This is a genomic window from Arthrobacter sp. SAFR-179 (assembly GCF_059414945.1).
Window position 1 is genome coordinate 1 of sequence record NZ_JBPFDM010000015.1, and the last position, 16,690, is coordinate 16,690.

General features: G+C 66.0%; 9 protein-coding genes. 2 read left to right on the forward strand and 7 right to left on the reverse strand.

The window, feature by feature from the left end:
* Nucleotides 1-322: 322 nt before the first annotated feature.
* The 3 genes from ACR65K_RS18975 to ACR65K_RS18985 are packed head-to-tail and all read right to left on the reverse strand — an operon-like array spanning nucleotide 323 to nucleotide 7,843.
* Nucleotides 323-4,009, reverse strand: a complete 3,687-nt coding sequence (locus ACR65K_RS18975; RefSeq protein WP_440154532.1) for a 1,4-alpha-glucan branching enzyme — start codon at nucleotides 4,007-4,009, stop codon at nucleotides 323-325.
* Nucleotide 4,010: 1 nt separating this feature from the next.
* Nucleotides 4,011-5,804: a maltose alpha-D-glucosyltransferase gene (gene treS, locus ACR65K_RS18980; RefSeq protein WP_440154533.1), complete on the reverse strand. Its 1,794-nt coding sequence runs from the start codon at nucleotides 5,802-5,804 to the stop codon at nucleotides 4,011-4,013.
* Complete coding sequence (locus ACR65K_RS18985) at nucleotides 5,801-7,843, reverse strand: alpha-1,4-glucan--maltose-1-phosphate maltosyltransferase (protein ID WP_440154605.1); 2,043 nt, start codon at nucleotides 7,841-7,843, stop codon at nucleotides 5,801-5,803. The genes treS and ACR65K_RS18985 overlap by 4 nt, the downstream gene beginning before the upstream one ends.
* 191 nt (nucleotides 7,844-8,034) lie before the next feature.
* Between ACR65K_RS18985 and glgP the strand changes: the two genes are divergently transcribed.
* A complete protein-coding gene (glgP, locus tag ACR65K_RS18990) occupies nucleotides 8,035-10,653 on the forward strand; it encodes an alpha-glucan family phosphorylase (RefSeq protein ID WP_440154534.1) in 2,619 nt (872 codons plus the stop codon).
* Between the two features lie 63 nt (nucleotides 10,654-10,716).
* Entirely contained in the window at nucleotides 10,717-12,504 is a 1,788-nt protein-coding gene (locus tag ACR65K_RS18995) for a thiamine pyrophosphate-requiring protein (protein WP_440154535.1), read from the forward strand.
* 55 nt (nucleotides 12,505-12,559) lie between these two features.
* Here ACR65K_RS18995 and ACR65K_RS19000 read toward each other — a convergent pair whose 3' ends face one another.
* The 4 genes from ACR65K_RS19000 to rlmB all read right to left on the reverse strand — a co-directional run bounded on the left by ACR65K_RS19000 (nucleotide 12,560) and on the right by rlmB (nucleotide 16,609).
* On the reverse strand, nucleotides 12,560-12,916 hold the full coding sequence (locus ACR65K_RS19000) for a barstar family protein (protein ID WP_056330277.1): 357 nt from the start codon (nucleotides 12,914-12,916) through the stop codon (nucleotides 12,560-12,562).
* 7 nt (nucleotides 12,917-12,923) lie between these two features.
* Entirely contained in the window at nucleotides 12,924-13,415 is a 492-nt protein-coding gene (locus ACR65K_RS19005) for a guanyl-specific ribonuclease (protein ID WP_056330274.1), read from the reverse strand.
* Nucleotides 13,416-13,421: 6 nt separating this feature from the next.
* Entirely contained in the window at nucleotides 13,422-15,527 is a 2,106-nt protein-coding gene (glgX, locus tag ACR65K_RS19010; RefSeq protein ID WP_440154536.1) for a glycogen debranching protein GlgX, read from the reverse strand.
* Between the two features lie 92 nt (nucleotides 15,528-15,619).
* Entirely contained in the window at nucleotides 15,620-16,609 is a 990-nt protein-coding gene (gene rlmB / locus ACR65K_RS19015; RefSeq protein WP_440154537.1) for a 23S rRNA (guanosine(2251)-2'-O)-methyltransferase RlmB, read from the reverse strand.
* Nucleotides 16,610-16,690 lie beyond the last annotated feature (81 nt).

Sequence of the window (16,690 nt, forward strand, 5' to 3'; positions counted from 1 at the left end):
CACTATTGAGTTCTCAAACAACAGACACACCCGGCACCACCCAAACATTCCGTTCAGGATCGCTCCGGAGCAACTTTCCAAACTTACCCGCTGACCTCCTGCGTGTCAAACCGGCGTCCGCGACCATCCTCAGCGTAAGCTTTAGGGGGTTCGGTTTTCCGTCTGACTCCGTGGAGCAGCGCGGAAATAAACTCTACCACCACTCATTCGGGATCGCCAGTCCGCCGTCGGAAGGCCTCCCCCGAACACCCGAAGGGCCCGGAATCACGCGGATTCCGGGCCCTTCGTTCTCAGTCCCTACCTAGGCAGCCAGCGGGCTGGCTTAGCCGGCGGATGATGTTCCGGGTTTGAAGTAAGACGCTCCAAGCGGGGGCAGCGTGACACTCAATGTGGCCGGCTGGCCATCCTGCCCTTCGTTCGTTGCCTTCAGCTCTCCACTGTTCAGCACACCCGAGCCGCCATAGGTGGTGTGGTCCGTGTTCAGGACCTCGGTCCACGTGCCAGCCACGGGAACTCCCAGGGTGTAGCCGACGTGCGGGGCACCGGAGAAGTTGATGGCGCAGACAATCGGATTGCCTTCGGTGTCCCGCCGGATGAAGGACAGGACGTTGCGGTCGGCGTCTCCCCCGTTGATCCACTGGAACCCGGCAGGAACGTTGTCCTGTGTGTAGAGGGCAGGCGTCGCAGCGTAGAGCTCGTTCAGGTCCTTGGTCAGGAGCTGCAGTCCGCGGTGGGCGGGGATGTCCGCAAGCCACCAGTCCAGTCCGTGCTGCTCGGACCATTCGGCTTCCTGGCCAAACTCCGTTCCCATGAAGATGAGCTGCTTGCCCGGATGTGCCCACTGGTAGGCGAAGAAGGCACGGAGGTTGGCCAGCTGCTGCCACCGGTCACCGGGCATCTTGCGGAGCATGGAGCCCTTACCGTGGACAACCTCGTCGTGGCTGATCGGCAGCAGGAAGTTCTCGGTGAAGGCGTAGACCAGGGAGAACGTGACCGTTCCGTGGTGCCACTTGCGGTTGTACGGGTCCTCCGAAATGTACTTCAGAGAGTCGTGCATCCAGCCCATGTTCCACTTCAGGCCGAAACCCAGGCCACCGTGGCTGGTGGGAGCGGTGACGCCCGGGAAAGCCGTGGACTCTTCCGCAATCATGACGGCGCCTGGGTGCGTCTTGTAGACGGTGGCATTGACTTCCTGCAGGAAGGAAATGGCCTCGAGGTTCTCCCGGCCGCCGAACCGGTTGGGCTGCCACTGGCCTTCCTGCCGCGAATAGTCGAGGTAGAGCATGGAGGCCACGGCGTCCACGCGCAGGCCGTCAATGTGGAACTCCTCCAGCCAGTAGAGGGCGTTGGCCACCAGGAAGTTCCGGACCTCGGTGCGGCCAAAGTCGAAGATCAGGGTGCCCCAGTCAGGGTGCTCGCCAAGGTTCGGATCCGAGTGCTCGTAGAGGGGCTCGCCGTCGAACTGGGCCAGCGCCCAGGAATCCTTGGGGAAGTGCGCGGGAACCCAGTCCAGCAGCACGCCGATTCCCGCCTGGTGGAGGGCGTCCACCAGGTAGCGGAACTCGTCAGGATGCCCGAACCGGGACGTCGGCGCGAAGTAGGACGTGACCTGGTAACCCCAGGAACCGCCGAACGGGTGCTCCGCAACCGGCATGAATTCCACGTGCGTGAACCCGAGCCACTTGACGTAGTCCACCAGTTCCTTGGCCAGTTCACGGTAGCCAAGGCCCAGGCGCCAGGATCCGAGGTGTACCTCGTAGACGCTCATGGCCGAGTTGTGCGGGTCGCGCTTGGCCCGCGCTTCCATCCACTCGTCGTCCTTGAAGGCGTAGGAGGGTTCCACCACCCTGGACGCCGTCAACGGGGGAACTTCCGTGCCGAACGCCAGCGGGTCGGCCTTTTCAACCCAGTAGCCGCCGCGTGTCAGGATCTCGTACTTGTAGCAGGCGCCTGCCGGGACGCCGGGGATGAACACTTCCCAGACACCGGAGGAACCCAGTGACCGCATGGAGTTTTCCCGTCCGTCCCAGGCGTTGAAATCGCCCTTGACGCGGACAGCCTGTGCGTTGGGCGCCCAGACGGCAAAGGATACGCCGTTGACGTCCCCAAGCGATGACTTGTAGTGCCGGACGTGGGCACCGAGCACCTGCCACAGCTTCTCGTGCCGGCCTTCGCCGATGAGGTGCAGGTCCACTTCGCCTACGGTGGGCAGGTAGCGGTACGGCTCATCAACGGTCACCGGGTCCTTGCCCGGGTAAGTGACGGAGAGCCGGTAGTCGGGCACGTGGCCGTGCTCCAGCGGTTCCAGGACTGCTACCCATACGCCGTGGGCCTCGTGCTGCATGGGCACTTCACCGGCCTGGGTGACCACCGTGATTGCTTCGGCCAGATGCTTCACGGTACGGATGGTGACGTGCCCGTAGTCGTCCAGGTGCGCGCCCAGGACGGAGTGTGGGGCGTGGTGTTCACCGTTCGCGATCCTGCCCAGGGTGCCTTCATCCACGTGCAGCGGCACTCCCGGGCGGTCAGTTCGTGCTGAGCCTGTCATTTCGTTACCTTCCGATGCTGCGCCGGCGTGATCACCGGCGCCGTTACCGCTTAGGAGCCGCCTGGAGGCGTTTACTGGAATCGCCAGCCAGTCGGGCCTGTTACGCATTTCATAAACAACTTCGTACAGCGCCTTGTCCAGCCACAATGCCACAAACAGGGGCGAGGACCGGTCCACCGTGCCGGGAATGACCCCTGCGTAGCCGGCAAGGAAGGCGTCCGAACAATCATCAACCCAGCTGTCGGGGACCTGGGCACCTTCCTGCTCGCGCTGTGCTGCTCCGGCGGCGTAGTCGAAGGACCGGAGCATTCCCACCACGTCGCGGAGGGGTACGTCCGGGACGTTCCGCTCGGCGATGGGACGCAGGGGCTCCCCCTCGAAATCCAGGATGGCCCAGCGGGACTCGTCGCCGGACTGCCCGGTCACAAGGAGGATCTGGCCCAGGTGCAGGTCGCCGTGGATCCGCTGCAGGGGCCCGGCCGGAACCTTGTCGACGTCGGCCAGCAGGGTGTCCAGGGCGTCGTCGTAAGGTCCGACGGCGGCATGGGCTTCTGCCCAGGCAGTCCGGACACGCTGGGCAACAGCAGGTCCGGGAGCCTTGCCGGGTTCCGGCTCGGCTGATTGCCCCAGTGCCTCCGCCAGGCGTTTGTGCACAGTGGCGGTGGCTGCTCCCAGGGCGCGGGCTTCTGCCGTGAAGTCGGTGCCGGAGCGGGCGGCGTCCACCGCCAACCGCCAGGCGTCACGGCCGCCGGCGAGGAATTCGTGGGCGACGGCAAGCTCACCCTGGACGTAACGGGTGCCGTCTCCGGCGTCGCCGGGCTTCCCGAGCCATTCGCCGCGGACCCAGCCGAGCGTTGCGGGGACTTCCGCGGTTCCGGCCTTGGTCAGGGCAGCGCCGACCTCGATTTCCGGGTTGGTCCCGTCCGACAGGACCCGGAAGAATTTCACCATGGCGGCCGATTCGCCGTCGTCCACGATGACGGAACTGTTGGACTGCTCGCCTGAGAGCACCTTCACCACGCCCTTGGCCGTGGGCAGGCGGTGGGTCCCTTCCACGCGGAATCCGGTGGCAGTGCCGTTCGTGGCCTTTGACTCTTCCCGGATGAGGTCGAGCCAGGCGCCCACGAAGTCGGGGTCGTGCACTGCGTCGTAGACCCAGGGGCGGGTGGGATCCATTCCGGCGGCTTCGCCTATCAGCGCGCGTTCCATGCCGCCGGCAGGTGCGGGCCTGAAGCTCAAGGGGACCTGGACCACGGCGGTGCGGGGGCCGCCGTCGGGCCCCTCAGTGGTGACGTTGAGGAGGAACACGGCCAGCGCGGCGTGCCCGCTGGCGTCCTCCAGGCCCAGGCTGCCGGCCTGGGAGATGGTGAAGTCCGGGGTTTTGACGGGGAACCACCGCTGCTGCGGCAGCCATTCCTTGAGCAGCGCGGTAAGGGCAGGAGTGAGGATTGGCTGGTTCATCTCAGTTCTCTATCGACAGGATGGGCATGGCCTGGGTGTAGGGCGACGACGGACTGGACCCCGCCGAACGCATCCGGAGCCAGAAAAAATCGTGGCTTCCGATGGTCAGTGTGAGGGTGCCGTCATCGCCGATGCCGGGGAAGATCTGTCCGCCAAAGACGTCACGCAACCCGCGCCCGGCGTATTCGGGGACGCGCAATGTGGCAGCGACGGGGTGCTGGGAGAGGTTGAAGGCGCACAAGATGGTTTCGCCGTTGACGCCGGCAGGGTTGCTGTCCGGCAGTACGCGAAGGTAGGCCAGGACGGCGTCGTGGTCTGCCTCGACGTGCTTGAATTCGCCCAAACCAAAGGCTGGGTGGTTCTTGCGGACGCTGAGGATCTGCCGGGTCCAGCGGAGCAGGGACCCGGAATGGGCGGCCTCGGCTTCGACGTTGGCCATGCTGTAGTTGTAGACCAGCGACTGGATGGGCGGCAGGTACAGCTTGCCGGGGTCCGCGTGGGAGAAGCCCGCGTTCCGGTCCGGGTTCCACTGCATGGGGGTACGGACGGCGTCGCGGTCCTCGAGCCAGATGTTGTCCCCCATGCCGATCTCGTCCCCGTAGTACAGGAACGGGCTGCCCGGCAGGGACAGCAGCAGGGCGTTGATCAACTCGATCTCAGCCCGCGAGTTGTCCAGCAGCGGCGCCAGCCTGCGCCGGATGCCGATATTGGCGCGCATTCTCGGATCGGGGGCGTACCAGCCCAGCATGGCGGCGCGCTCGTCCGCAGTGACCATTTCCAGGGTCAGCTCGTCGTGGTTGCGGAGGAACGTGCCCCACTGTGCGCCCTCCGGGATGTCCGGGGTGTCCCGCATGGTTTCGATGATGGGCGCGGCCTTCTGGTCCCGCAACGCGTAATAGAGGCGGGGCATGATGGGGAAGTGGAACGCCATGTGGCATTCGGGTTCATCCTCGGTGCCGAAGTACTCCACCACTTCGTTGGGCGGCTGGTTGGCCTCAGCGATGACGACGCGTCCGGGGTAGCTTTCGTCCACCATGGTGCGGAGCCGTCGGAGGAACTCGTGGGTTGCCGGAAGGTTCTCGCAGTTGGTCCCTTCCTCCTCGTAGAGGTACGGGATGGCGTCCGCGCGGAACCCGTCAATGCCCTGGTCCAGCCAGAAGCGGACCACATCGAAGAGCGCCTCGATTACCTTGGGGTTTTCGAAGTTCAGGTCCGGCTGGTGGCTGAAGAAACGGTGCCAGAAGAACTGGCGCCGGATGGGATCGAACGTCCAGTTGGATTCCTCGGTGTCCACGAAGATGATGCGCGCGTCCTGGTACTTTTCGTCCGTGTCGCTCCAGACGTAGAAGTCCCCGAATGGACCGTCAGGATCCTTGCGGGACTCCTGGAACCACGGGTGCTGGTCCGAAGTGTGGTTCAACGGCAGGTCGATGATGACCCGGACGCCGCGGGCGTGGGCTTCGGCCACGAGCCGCTTGAAATCGCTGATCGTGCCGAATTCGTCGAGGACCGAGTTGTAGTCGGAGATGTCGTAGCCGCCGTCGCGCAGCGGTGACTGGAAAAACGGGGGCAGCCACAGGCAGTCCACGCCCAGCCACTGCAGGTAGTCCAGCCGGTCGATGAGTCCGGAGAAATCCCCGGACCCATCGCCGTTGGCATCCGCAAAGGCCCTGACAAGTACTTCATAGAACACGGCCTTGCGATACCACAGCGGGTCATGCTGGAGGCCAGGCGCATTTAGCTCGAACGTGCTCTTTGGGGTGAAGTGGCCGGAACTTTGCGGATTGAAATTCACGAATGCATTCTCCTCACGCTCAGGATGTGGGCCGGTTCCACGTGCGGATCAAGCCGCACGTAGTTGTACTCGCCCCACTCCCAGCTTTGGCCGGAGATCAGGTCGTCCACGTAGAAGCCGCCGCCCGGGGTGCGGTCCTGCGGGTCCAGCTCCAGGGCTGCAAGGTCCAGGACCACACTGCATTCCTTGGTGACATGGGGGTCCACGTTGACCACCACGATGATGGTGTCCTTGGACCCGTCAGGAAGGGTCTTGTGCTTGGAGTAGACCACCGTGGACTCGTCCGTGCTTTGGTGGACCGTCAGGTTCTGCAGGTCCAGCAGCGCAGGGTGGTCACGCCGGATGTGGTTGAGCCGGGTGATGTACGGCGCCAGCGAGCGCCCGGATTCCGCGGCGGCGTCCCAGTCGCGGGCCTTGTACTCGAACTTCTCGTTGTCGATGTACTCCTCGGCGCCGGGCCGGGCGACGTGCTCGTACAGTTCGTACCCTGCGTAAACGCCCCAGAGCGGGCTTCCGGTGGAGGCAAGGACAGCCCGGATCCGGAACGCCGCCGGCCCGCCGTACTGCAGGTACTCCGTAAGGATGTCCGGGGTGTTGACGAAGAAGTTGGGGCGGAAGAACGCCGGGGATTCGTGGCTGACTTCGTCGAAGTACGCCTCGATCTCCTTCTTCGTGTTGCGCCAGGTGAAGTAGGTGTAGGACTGCTGGAAGCCGGCGCGGCCCAGCGCGTGCATCATGGCGGGACGGGTGAACGCTTCGGCGAGGAACACCACGCCGGGCGCTGTTTTATTCACTTCGGCAATTAGCCATTCCCAGAACCACACCGGTTTGGTGTGCGGGTTATCCACCCGGAAAATCTTTACGCCGTGGCTGACCCACAAGAGGACAATCCGCAGAATTTCCTGGGAAAGCCCTTCCGGGTCATTATCGAAATTGAGCGGATATATGTCCTGGTACTTCTTTGGCGGGTTTTCGGCATAGGCGATGCTGCCGTCCACCCGCGTAGTGAACCATTCCGGGTGGGACTGCACCCAGGGGTGGTCGGGGGCCGCCTGAAGCGCAAGGTCCAGGGCAACTTCCAGGCCCAGCTCGTTGGCCCGCGCCACAAAGGCGTCGAAGTCCTCGAAGGAACCAAGGTCGGGATGGATGGCGTCGTGGCCGCCCTCCTTGGCTCCAATCGCCCAGGGTGAGCCGGGATCGTTGGGGCCGGCAACCAGGGTGTTGTTCGGTCCCTTGCGGTGCTGGACGCCGATGGGATGGATGGGCGGCATGTACAGGACGTCGAACCCCATGGCGGCCACCGCATCGAGCCGCTGTGCCGCGGTCCGGAAGTTTCCGGAGGTCCATTCCCCTGTGTTGTGGTCCTTGACCGCGCCTTCGGAGCGGGGAAAGAACTCGTACCAGGCGCCGCGGCCGGCCCTGTCCCGCTCCACCAGCAGCGGATACTTCTCCGAAACCGTCACCAGTTCCCGGATGGGCTGGCGTGCCACGATGTCTGCGATTTCCTGGCTGAACCCGGCGCCCAGCCGTTCCTCGGTGCTGCGGGACTGGTCGGCCAGGACGCCGGAAGCGTGCCGCAGGGCGGCCCGGTCAACGTCGTCCCGGAAGTCTTCGGCGGACGCTTCGCCCAGCAGTTTGGCACCTTCGGCGAGCATGAGTTCGACGTCGATCCCGGCGTCGATCTTCACGTCAGCGTTGTGGTGCCAGGTGCCGTAGCGGTCATGCCAGGCTTCGATCACAAAGGACCAGTTCCCGGGTTCCGACGGCGTGAGCACGCCTTCCCAGCGGTCGGTTCCCATCCCGCGTTCCCCGCGGGGCGGCGCGAGCCGCACGCGCTGGCGCTCCGCACCGGAGGGATCCAAGAGTACGGCGCTGACGCCGAGCTGGTCGTGCCCTTCCCGGAAGGCGGTGGCGCCCACCACGATGGACTCGCCGGGCAGGGCTTTGGCCGGAAACTTGCCGCCCTCGACGACAGGCTGCACGGCGGTGATGGGAAAACGCCCGAACCGCAGGCCCTCGGTGATGCGGCCCTGGGGCATTTTGGTGGATGCGGCACTGGTTCCTGAGTTAGTCGTCACAGGCTCGACGTTAGCGAGAAATGGCCAGGATTGCTAAGCGTGCTCACTAAATTCCTTGTGCCGTGGCGTAATTTCTCCATGCCCCTGTCATTTACCCAAAAGAAACCGAAAGCTGGTTCCAGCCGCGCATGTTGTCGGTTAGTGTGACGCAGGTGAAGGCAATCCGCAGGTTTACGGTCCGTACAGTCCTCCCCGAGCCCATCAGGCCACTGGCCCGGCTGGCCAGCAATTTGCGGTGGTCCTGGCACCGTCCCACACGGGAACTTTTCGCCGGGCTGAACCCGCGGCTGTGGGAGGAAAGCGGGCAGGACCCCGTGGGCTTCCTGGGGATGGTCAGCCGCGAGGAATTCCAGCAGCTCGCCGCGGACCAGTCGGTTGTGGAACGGGTGCACGCCGCCGAGGAGGACCTTGACCGGTACCTTGAGGAGCCGCGCTGGTACCAGGGCCTGGGCCCGGAGGCGCCGGCTTCCATTGCCTATTTCTCCCCCGAGTTCGGCATCACCGAGGTCCTGCCGCAGTATTCGGGCGGCCTGGGCATCCTGGCCGGTGACCACCTGAAGGCTGCTTCGGACCTGGGCGTTCCCCTGATCGGTGTGGGCCTGCTCTACCAGGCCGGCTATTTCAAGCAGTCACTGTCCCGCGATGCCTGGCAGCAGGAGACCTACCCCGTCCTGGATCCGGACGGGCTTCCGCTGACGCTGCTCCGCGAGCCCTCCCCTGACGGCAACGGCAAAGCCCTGCAGATCTCCCTCCCCCTCCCCAACGGAAGGCGCCTGCTGGCACACATCTGGCGTGCCGACGTCGGACGCGTTCCCTTGCTCCTGCTGGACTCCAACGTGCCGGGCAACGACGACGCCGCCCGCAGCATCACGGACCGGCTGTACGGCGGCGGCGGCGACCACCGGCTGCAGCAGGAGCTGCTGCTGGGCATGGGCGGGGTCAAGGCCCTGCGCGCCTTCCAGAAGTTGACGGGCTGCGCCGCACCCGAGGTGTTCCACACCAACGAAGGGCACGCGGGGTTCCTTGGGATCGAACGAATCCAGGAACTGATGTCCGGGGAACAGGCGCTGACGTTCGATGAAGCGCTGGCCGCAGGGCGCGCCTCCACGGTCTTCACCACGCACACCCCCGTCCCGGCCGGCATCGACAGGTTCGAAATCAACCAGATCAGCCACTTCTTCCAGGCAGGGCTGGCGCCCGCGGTCCCGGTAGACCGGATCCTGGAGCTGGGCCGCGAAAACTACGCGGACGGCAACCCGGCAGTCTTCAACATGGCGGTGATGGGCCTGCGCCTGGCCCAGCGCGCCAATGGCGTGGCCAAGCTCCACGGTGAAGTGTCCCGCGGCATGTTCTCCGCCCTCTGGCCGGGCTTCGACCACTCCGAGGTGCCCATTACCTCCGTGACCAACGGCGTGCACGTGCCCACCTGGGTGGACAGCCGCATTTCCAAGCTGGCCCGCGACCAGTTCGGCAGTGAGGCCGAAGCGCTGGGCAAATGGGACCTGGCCTACAACGTCAGCGACGCCGACGTGTGGGCTTTGCGCCGGGAGATGCGGGCCGCCCTGGTGGAGGACGTCCGCCGCAGGCTGCGCGCCGCCTGGAAGAAGCGCGGCGCGGCCGACGCCGAACTGGGCTGGACGGACAACGTCCTGGACCCGGATGTGCTGACCATCGGATTTGCCCGCCGGGTGCCCACGTACAAGCGGCTCACGCTGATGCTGCGCGAGCCGGCGCGGCTCAAGGCACTGCTCCTGCACAAGGAGCACCCCATCCAGCTGGTCATCGCCGGAAAGTCCCACCCCGCCGATGACGCCGGGAAGAAAATGATCCAGGACCTGGTGCGCTTCACGGACGATCCCGAGGTGCGGCACCGCATCGCGTTCCTGCCCAACTACGACATCGCCATGGCCAGGACCCTGTTCCCCGGCTGCGACGTCTGGCTGAACAACCCGCTGCGGCCGTTGGAGGCCTGCGGGACGTCCGGCATGAAGGCGGCGCTGAACGGATCCCTGAACCTGTCCGTCCTGGACGGCTGGTGGGACGAGATGTACGACGGCGAGAACGGCTGGGCGATCCCCACGGCCAACAACGACGCCTCCCCCGAGGAACGCGACGACATCGAGGCCGCAGCGCTGTACGAACTGCTGGAAACACAGGTGGCCCCGCGCTTTTACGGGAGCACGGTGTCCGAAGGGGCAGGAGCTGCGGGTCCCTCGACCACCAGGAGCGAGACGGTCCCCACGCACTGGGTGTCCATGATCAAGCACACCCTGTCCCACCTGGGCCCGGCCGTGTCCGCGGAACGCATGCTCCGTGACTACGTGAACATCCTGTACCGCCCCGCCGCGGAAGCCGGCCGCAGCGCCACGGCCAACTCGTACGTTCAGGCCCGTGCCCTGGCATCCTGGTCCGCCAAGGTCCGCGGCGCCTGGCCCCAGGTGCACGTGGAACACGTGGACTCGGTGGGCGTATCAGAGGATCCGCAGATCGGCGATACCCTCCAGGTCAACGCCTACGTGGCCCTGAACGCGCTGACCCCCGACGACGTCTCCGTGGAGGTGGCCTACGGCCGGGCGGAGGAAAACGACGCCCTTGCGGACATCACCATGATGGAGCTGCAGGTGAAAGAGGACCTGGGCAGCGGACGGCACCTGTTCAGCGGTTCGCTGGTCATCGACCGCTCGGGACCGTTCGGATACACGGTCCGCGTACTCCCCCGGCATGAAGCCCTGGCCTCGAAAGCGGAACTGGGACTGATCGTCAACGCTTAGCCCCCTGGCCGGATGGGTAAGGCTCCTGGCAGGCACGGAACCAACCCAACGCAGGAGGGCTCAATGACCGAACGTACAGTGGCCGATGTCATCGTGGAGCGCCTCACCACATGGGGTGTTGGCCGGGTCTTCGGCTACAGCGGGGACGGCATCAACGGGTTTATGGGTGCCCTGCGACGGACCGACGGCCAGGTGGAATTCGTCCAGGCCCGGCACGAGGAGTCGGCGGCCTTCATGGCCGTGGGCCACGCCAAGTACACCGGCGGCGTGGGGGTGGTGACCTCCACCCAGGGCCCCGGCGCCGTCCACCTGCTCAACGGCCTGTACGACGCAAAGCTGGACGGCGTGCCGGTGGTGGCCGTCGTGGGACAGCAGAGCCGCACGGTTCTGGGTTCTGCCTACATGCAGGAAATCGACCTCATGGCGTTGTTCAAGGACGTCGCGTCGCAGTTCGTACAGCAGGTCAGCGCGCCGGAGCAGCTGCCCATGGTCCTGGACCGTGCTTTCCGGACGGCGAAGGCCACCTCCTCCCCCTGCGTGGTCATCATTCCGCACGACGTCCAGTCAGCTCCTGCCCCCGAGCTGGAACAGCAGCACGGGATCGTCGTCACTGCCCCGTCCTGGAGTGCTGCAGCAAAGACCCCGCGGGAGGAGGATCTGGCCGCCGCAGCCGCCCTCCTGAATTCTGCGGAGCGGGTGGCCCTCCTGGTGGGCCAGGGCGCCAGGCATGCCGCCGGGGAAGTGGTGGCCGTGGCGGAAAAGCTAGGGGCCGGAATCGCCACCAGCCTGCTGGGCAAGCCCTACGTGGATGAGGACCTGCCCTTTGCGGTGGGAACCATGGGCCACCTGGGCACCACAGCGAGTGCCTACCTGCTGGGCAACTGCGACGCGCTCCTCATCGTGGGTTCCAACGACCCCTGGACAGAGTTCTACCCGCCACCCGGGGCCGCCCGGGCCGTGCAGATCGACATCGATGAGAAGAAGATCGGCAACCGGTACCCCGTGGAGGTTGGGCTGGCGGGAGACGCCGCGTCTGCCCTGGAAGCCTTGAACCAACGTCTGGAACACCGTGCACGCACCCCGTGGCGTTCAGCGGTGGAGGAGGAAGTCAGCCGCTGGCGTATCCTCTCGGCAGACCGGGCCGCAGTGGCCGCCAGCCCTGTCAATCCCGAACGCGTGGTCCGGGAGCTCAACGGCAGGCTGCCGGAGAACGCCCAGCTGAGTGTCGACGTCGGAAGCTGCGTTTACTGGTATGCCCGGCAACTGATGCTGCCCCGGGGCGTCCCGGCGCATCTGTCCGGGACGCTGGCCAGCATGGGCTGCGCCATCCCGTACGGGCTCGCCGCCAAGCTGGCGCATCCGGACCGCCCGTTGGTGGCCCTGGCCGGAGACGGCGCCATGCAGATGCTGGGCACGGCCGAACTGGTCACGGTGGCGCACCGCTGGCGCGACTGGCAGGATCCGAGGTTCGTGGTGTGCGTCTTCAACAACCGGGAGCTCACCGAGGTCACGTGGGAGCAGCGTGAGTCGGAGGGCGAGCCACGCTTTGCCGCAAGCCAGGAACTGCCCGATTTTCCCTTCGCCGCCTACGCGGACCTGCTGGGACTGAAGGGCATCCGGGTGGAGGACCCGGATGGGATCGCTGACGCCTGGGACCAGGCGTTTGCAGCGGACTGCCCTGTGGTGATCGAGGTCCTGACCGACCCCGAAATCCCGTTGCTTCCGCCGTTCCCGGTGGGGCGCCAGAAGGCGGAGAGCATGCGCAAGGGACTGGCGGCGGAGGACGACGGCGGCCGGGCCTCGGCGCTGCTGGACACCTACGTCTCGCACGAGGAACGCCGCGAGGGCTAGGCGCGGAAGCCGGGGACGGCGTTAGGGCAGCCAGCCAGGCTCAGAGCAGCACGGCTCAGAGCAGCACGGCGGTGACGGCAAGGTCCTTGCCCGCGTACCGTTCGGCGTCCTGCAGGATTTCGCAGATGATGCCGAACGACCTGTCGCTGCGGAACAGGGCCGCCACCTGCCAGAGGACCGTGACGGGCGGGTTGCCGTTGTCGGTGATGCTGTCGGCAAAGTCGTGGAGCGAATCGTTCAGCGCGTCCAGGTTCACGCCGTAGTGTTCTGGAAAGTCCAGGACCTCCCCGAAGGTCTCCAGGACGGCGCGTTTGCTGTCCGCCGGAGGGACCACCACGCTGCGCCGGCCGGCGTCGGCCACCTGTTCCTGCAGTTCTTCCAGTGTCCAGGTGTCGCCGGAGAAGATCTTCATGGTTGTGCTAGTTGCCTTCCGCTATGTACTTGAACGTTGCGTAGTGGTCACTGGTGTAATACTTCTCCCCGGCGTCGCCGGCCACGATGCGGCGTGCGCCCCGGTCCGTTTCCCCAGGGGTGGGAACGGTGTACTCGCGGTAGTAGCCGCGGTCCCGGACGGGCAGGACCCGCTCAAAGTTGCCGAACACCTGGTCGTCCTGGCTGTACCGGAAAGGGCCGCCCGCCCGGATCAGCCCCAGCACCCGGCGGCCTTCCGCGGGGAGGGCCGACTCCCGGATCTCCGGCAGGCTCGAGGGGTTGGCGCTCCGCTGTGGCGGAGACTGCTGCTTCGCCGCCGCGGACGTGGCCGCCCCGCCCGGCGTGGAGGTGGAGCTGGAAGCCGTTTCCGGCGTCGGGCGTTCCGCTTGCTGGCCCAGCAGCCCGGCGCCGCCGAACGCCACCAAGGCCAGCACCACCAGGGCGGCCAGGAGCAAGGGAAGGAGGGAGCGGTTGCGCATGGGGACCTAGGTGCGGTAGATGCTGATGGAGTTGGCCTCGGCAAGGTCGGTTTCCCCCGAAGCCACCTGGATGCCTTGCCGCTGCTTGTGGCGCGGCGAGGTGGTCAGCCGAAGCTCGAACAGGCTTGGAGCTTTCCTCCCCGCGTCCGGCAGGGTAACCAATACGTCCGACGCGCTGCCGTTGACCACCACCAGGCCGGCCAGGTCGCCGCCGTCGTCGCCGAGCAGGAGCTGCATGACGCGGTGCTGCGGATCGTTCCAGCGGTCGGCGGACATGGGCTGGCCATGCTGGTCGAACCAGTACAGGTAGGACTGTTCGTCCCGGACCGGGAAATCATGCGGCTGGGCGGCCAGGAACTCCTTGCGCAGGCGGATGTACCGTTTGGTGCTCCGCAGCATCTCGTGCGCCTCCGGCGTCATGGTCCAGTCAAGCCAGGTAAGGGCGTTGTCCTGGCAGTAGGCGTTGTTGTTCCCCTGCTGCGTCCTGGCCAGCTCATCGCCGGCGGTGATCATGGGAACACCCAGCGAAACCATCAATGACGCCATGAGGTTCCGCCGCGACTGCGCCCGCTTTTCCAGGATCACGCCGTTCTCGGTGGGACCCTCCACGCCATGGTTGTAACTGCGGTTGTCCCCGTGCCCGTCCCTGTTCTCTTCGCCGTTGGCCTCGTTGTGCTTTCGGTCGTAGGACACAAGGTCGTTCATGGTGAAGCCGTCGTGGGCAGTGACGAAGTTGACCGATGCCAGCCGCGAGCGTCCGGACGCCTGGAAGAGGCTGGCGGAACCCGAGAGAGCATCTGCAAGCTTGGCCATGGTCCCGCCGTGGCCGCCGGCATCGATGGCTGCACGGTCTGCCAGCCAGAAGGTACGGACGGCGTCGCGGAAGTGGTCGTTCCAGTCCACCCACCCCGGCGGGAACCGCCCGGTCTGCCAGCCTCCGTAGCCAATGTCCCACGGCTCAGCGATCAGTTTGACCTCGGACAGGACGGGGTCGGCGGCGACGGCGGTGAGGAAGGGATGTTCGGGGTCGAACTCATTTGCGGCGTCCCTGCACAGCGTGACGGCGAGGTCGAACCGGAAGCCGTCGATGTGGAACTCGTCCACCCAGTACCGCAGGGAATCGGTCACCAGCTGGACCACGCGCGGGTCCGCGAAATTGAGTGAATTGCCGCAGCCGGTGGTGTCGATGTATTTGCCGTGGCCGTCCACCCGGTAGTACGTGTCCTCCCCCAGTCCGCGGAAGCTCAGGACCGGACCGTCGGGCCCGCCTTCGGCTGTGTGGTTGTACACGACGTCCAGGATGACCTCCAGCCCGGCGGCGTGGAGTGCCTTGACCATGGCCTTGAATTCGTCCTGGACAGCCTGCGGACCTTCCTCCCGTGCCGCCCTGGTGGCATAACCAGGGTGCAGGGCGAAGAACGCGGCGGTGTTGTACCCCCAGTAGTTGATCAGGCCGAGATCCTGCAGGTGCGGCTCATCGATGTGGAAGTGCACGGGCAGGAGCTGGACCGAGGTGATGCCCAGGCTGGTCAGGTGCTCCACCACGGCGGGGTGGGCCAGGCCTGCGTAGGTGCCCCTGAGTTCTTCCGGAACGTCGGGGTGGAGCATGCTCTGGCCGCGGACATGCGCTTCGTACACGATGGTGTTCCGCCAGGGAAGGTGCAGGCGTTCGTCCGTCCCCCAGTCGAAGTCGGTAGCGGTTCGTACGCTGGTGAGGAAGCCGTCGCGCTGGTCCACCCCCCGGCCATACGGGTCCAGGAGGAGGGGCTGCCTGCCGGAAGCGTTGGCGTTGCCCGGAGCAGGCTTGGCGGGCAGGGAATGGGCGTCCGTGGTTGGACGGAAGCCGTAGCGGGAACCGTACGGCAGGTCCTCGACGATGCCGTGGTGGACGCCCCGCGTCACGTTGGCCAGGGTCTGGACCCGCCACCGGCCTCCGGGAGGGCAATAAACGATGTCCAGGCTGGATACCCCTGGAGCGAGGCAGGCGACGTTGGCGCGCGCGCCGGCGTGGTGCCGGGTACCGCCGGAATCAGCGCGCGGAACGCTGACACCAAGGGGAACGGCCGAGGAGGCGTCCATGGCGGAAGCAGTGTCGAAGAGCGGCATGACCATCACCTAAATAGTAGCCGCCAGCGGCACCTGACCTGCCCGTTCGCCGCTGCGGCGCCGGGTAACCAGCCCGGCAATGACCGGGCCTGGAGTGCTTACCCTGCTGCGCGCTGCCGGGAGACCTCGTACAGCGAGATACCCACGGCCATTGAAGCGTTGAGTGACTCCATGGCGGAATCGATGGGGATGGACACGATCTGGTCGCAGTTCTCGCGGACCAGGCGGCTCAGGCCCTTGCCCTCGGAGCCCACCACGATGCAGACGGGTTCGGTGGCCAGGGTGAGGTCAGGCAGCGAGACGTCGCCGTCGCCGTCGAGCCCCAGCACGAAGATGCCCATGTTCTTGAACTGCTTCAGGGCGTTGTTCAGGTTGGCGGCGCGGGCCACCGGCACGCGGACGGCAGCGCCGGCGCTGGTTTTCCAGGCCGCTGCGGTGACGCCTACGGAGCGGCGCTCAGGCACAATGACGCCGTGGCCGCTGAAGGCGGAGACGGAGCGGATGATGGCGCCCAGGTTCCGGGGGTCCGTGATGCCGTCCAGTGCAACGAAGAGCGGCGCATTCTTGATGTGCCCCTTCTTCCACTTTTCGACGGTTTCCTCGGCCAGTTCGTAGGCGTCCTGGTACTCGTAGGGCGGGATCTGCAGCACCAGGCCCTGGTGGACGGCATCATCCGTCATCCGGTCAAGTTCGGGCTTGCCCGTCTCCATCAGCGGGATGCCACGTTCGGCGGCGAGCTTCAGGGATTCCTTGACGCGGTCGTCCATCTCGATGCGGATGGCAACGTGCAGGGCTTTGGCGGGGATGCCGGCGCGGAGCGCTTCAACCACCGAGTTGCGCCCGGTCACCACTTCCTCGGTGGCACGGCCCTTGGGCCCGGACTTCGCCGCGCCCGCGCTGCGGGCACCCGTTCCGCGTTTGGCGGCGGACCGCTCGGAAAGCTGCTTGGCCTTGTGCGCCTTGTGGTACGGACGGTCTTCGGCCTTGGGCGTGGGACCCTTGCCCTCCAGGGCCTTGCGGCCATGGCCACCGGTTCCGATGGTTGGGCCCTTCTTCGCTTTAACCGATCGGCGACCATTGTTGGCCATGATGTTCCACCCTTGATTGTGTTGACTGAGTCTGCATACCAGTCTACTGACCGAAGAAAAATCGGCAGGCCCCGGCCAGTG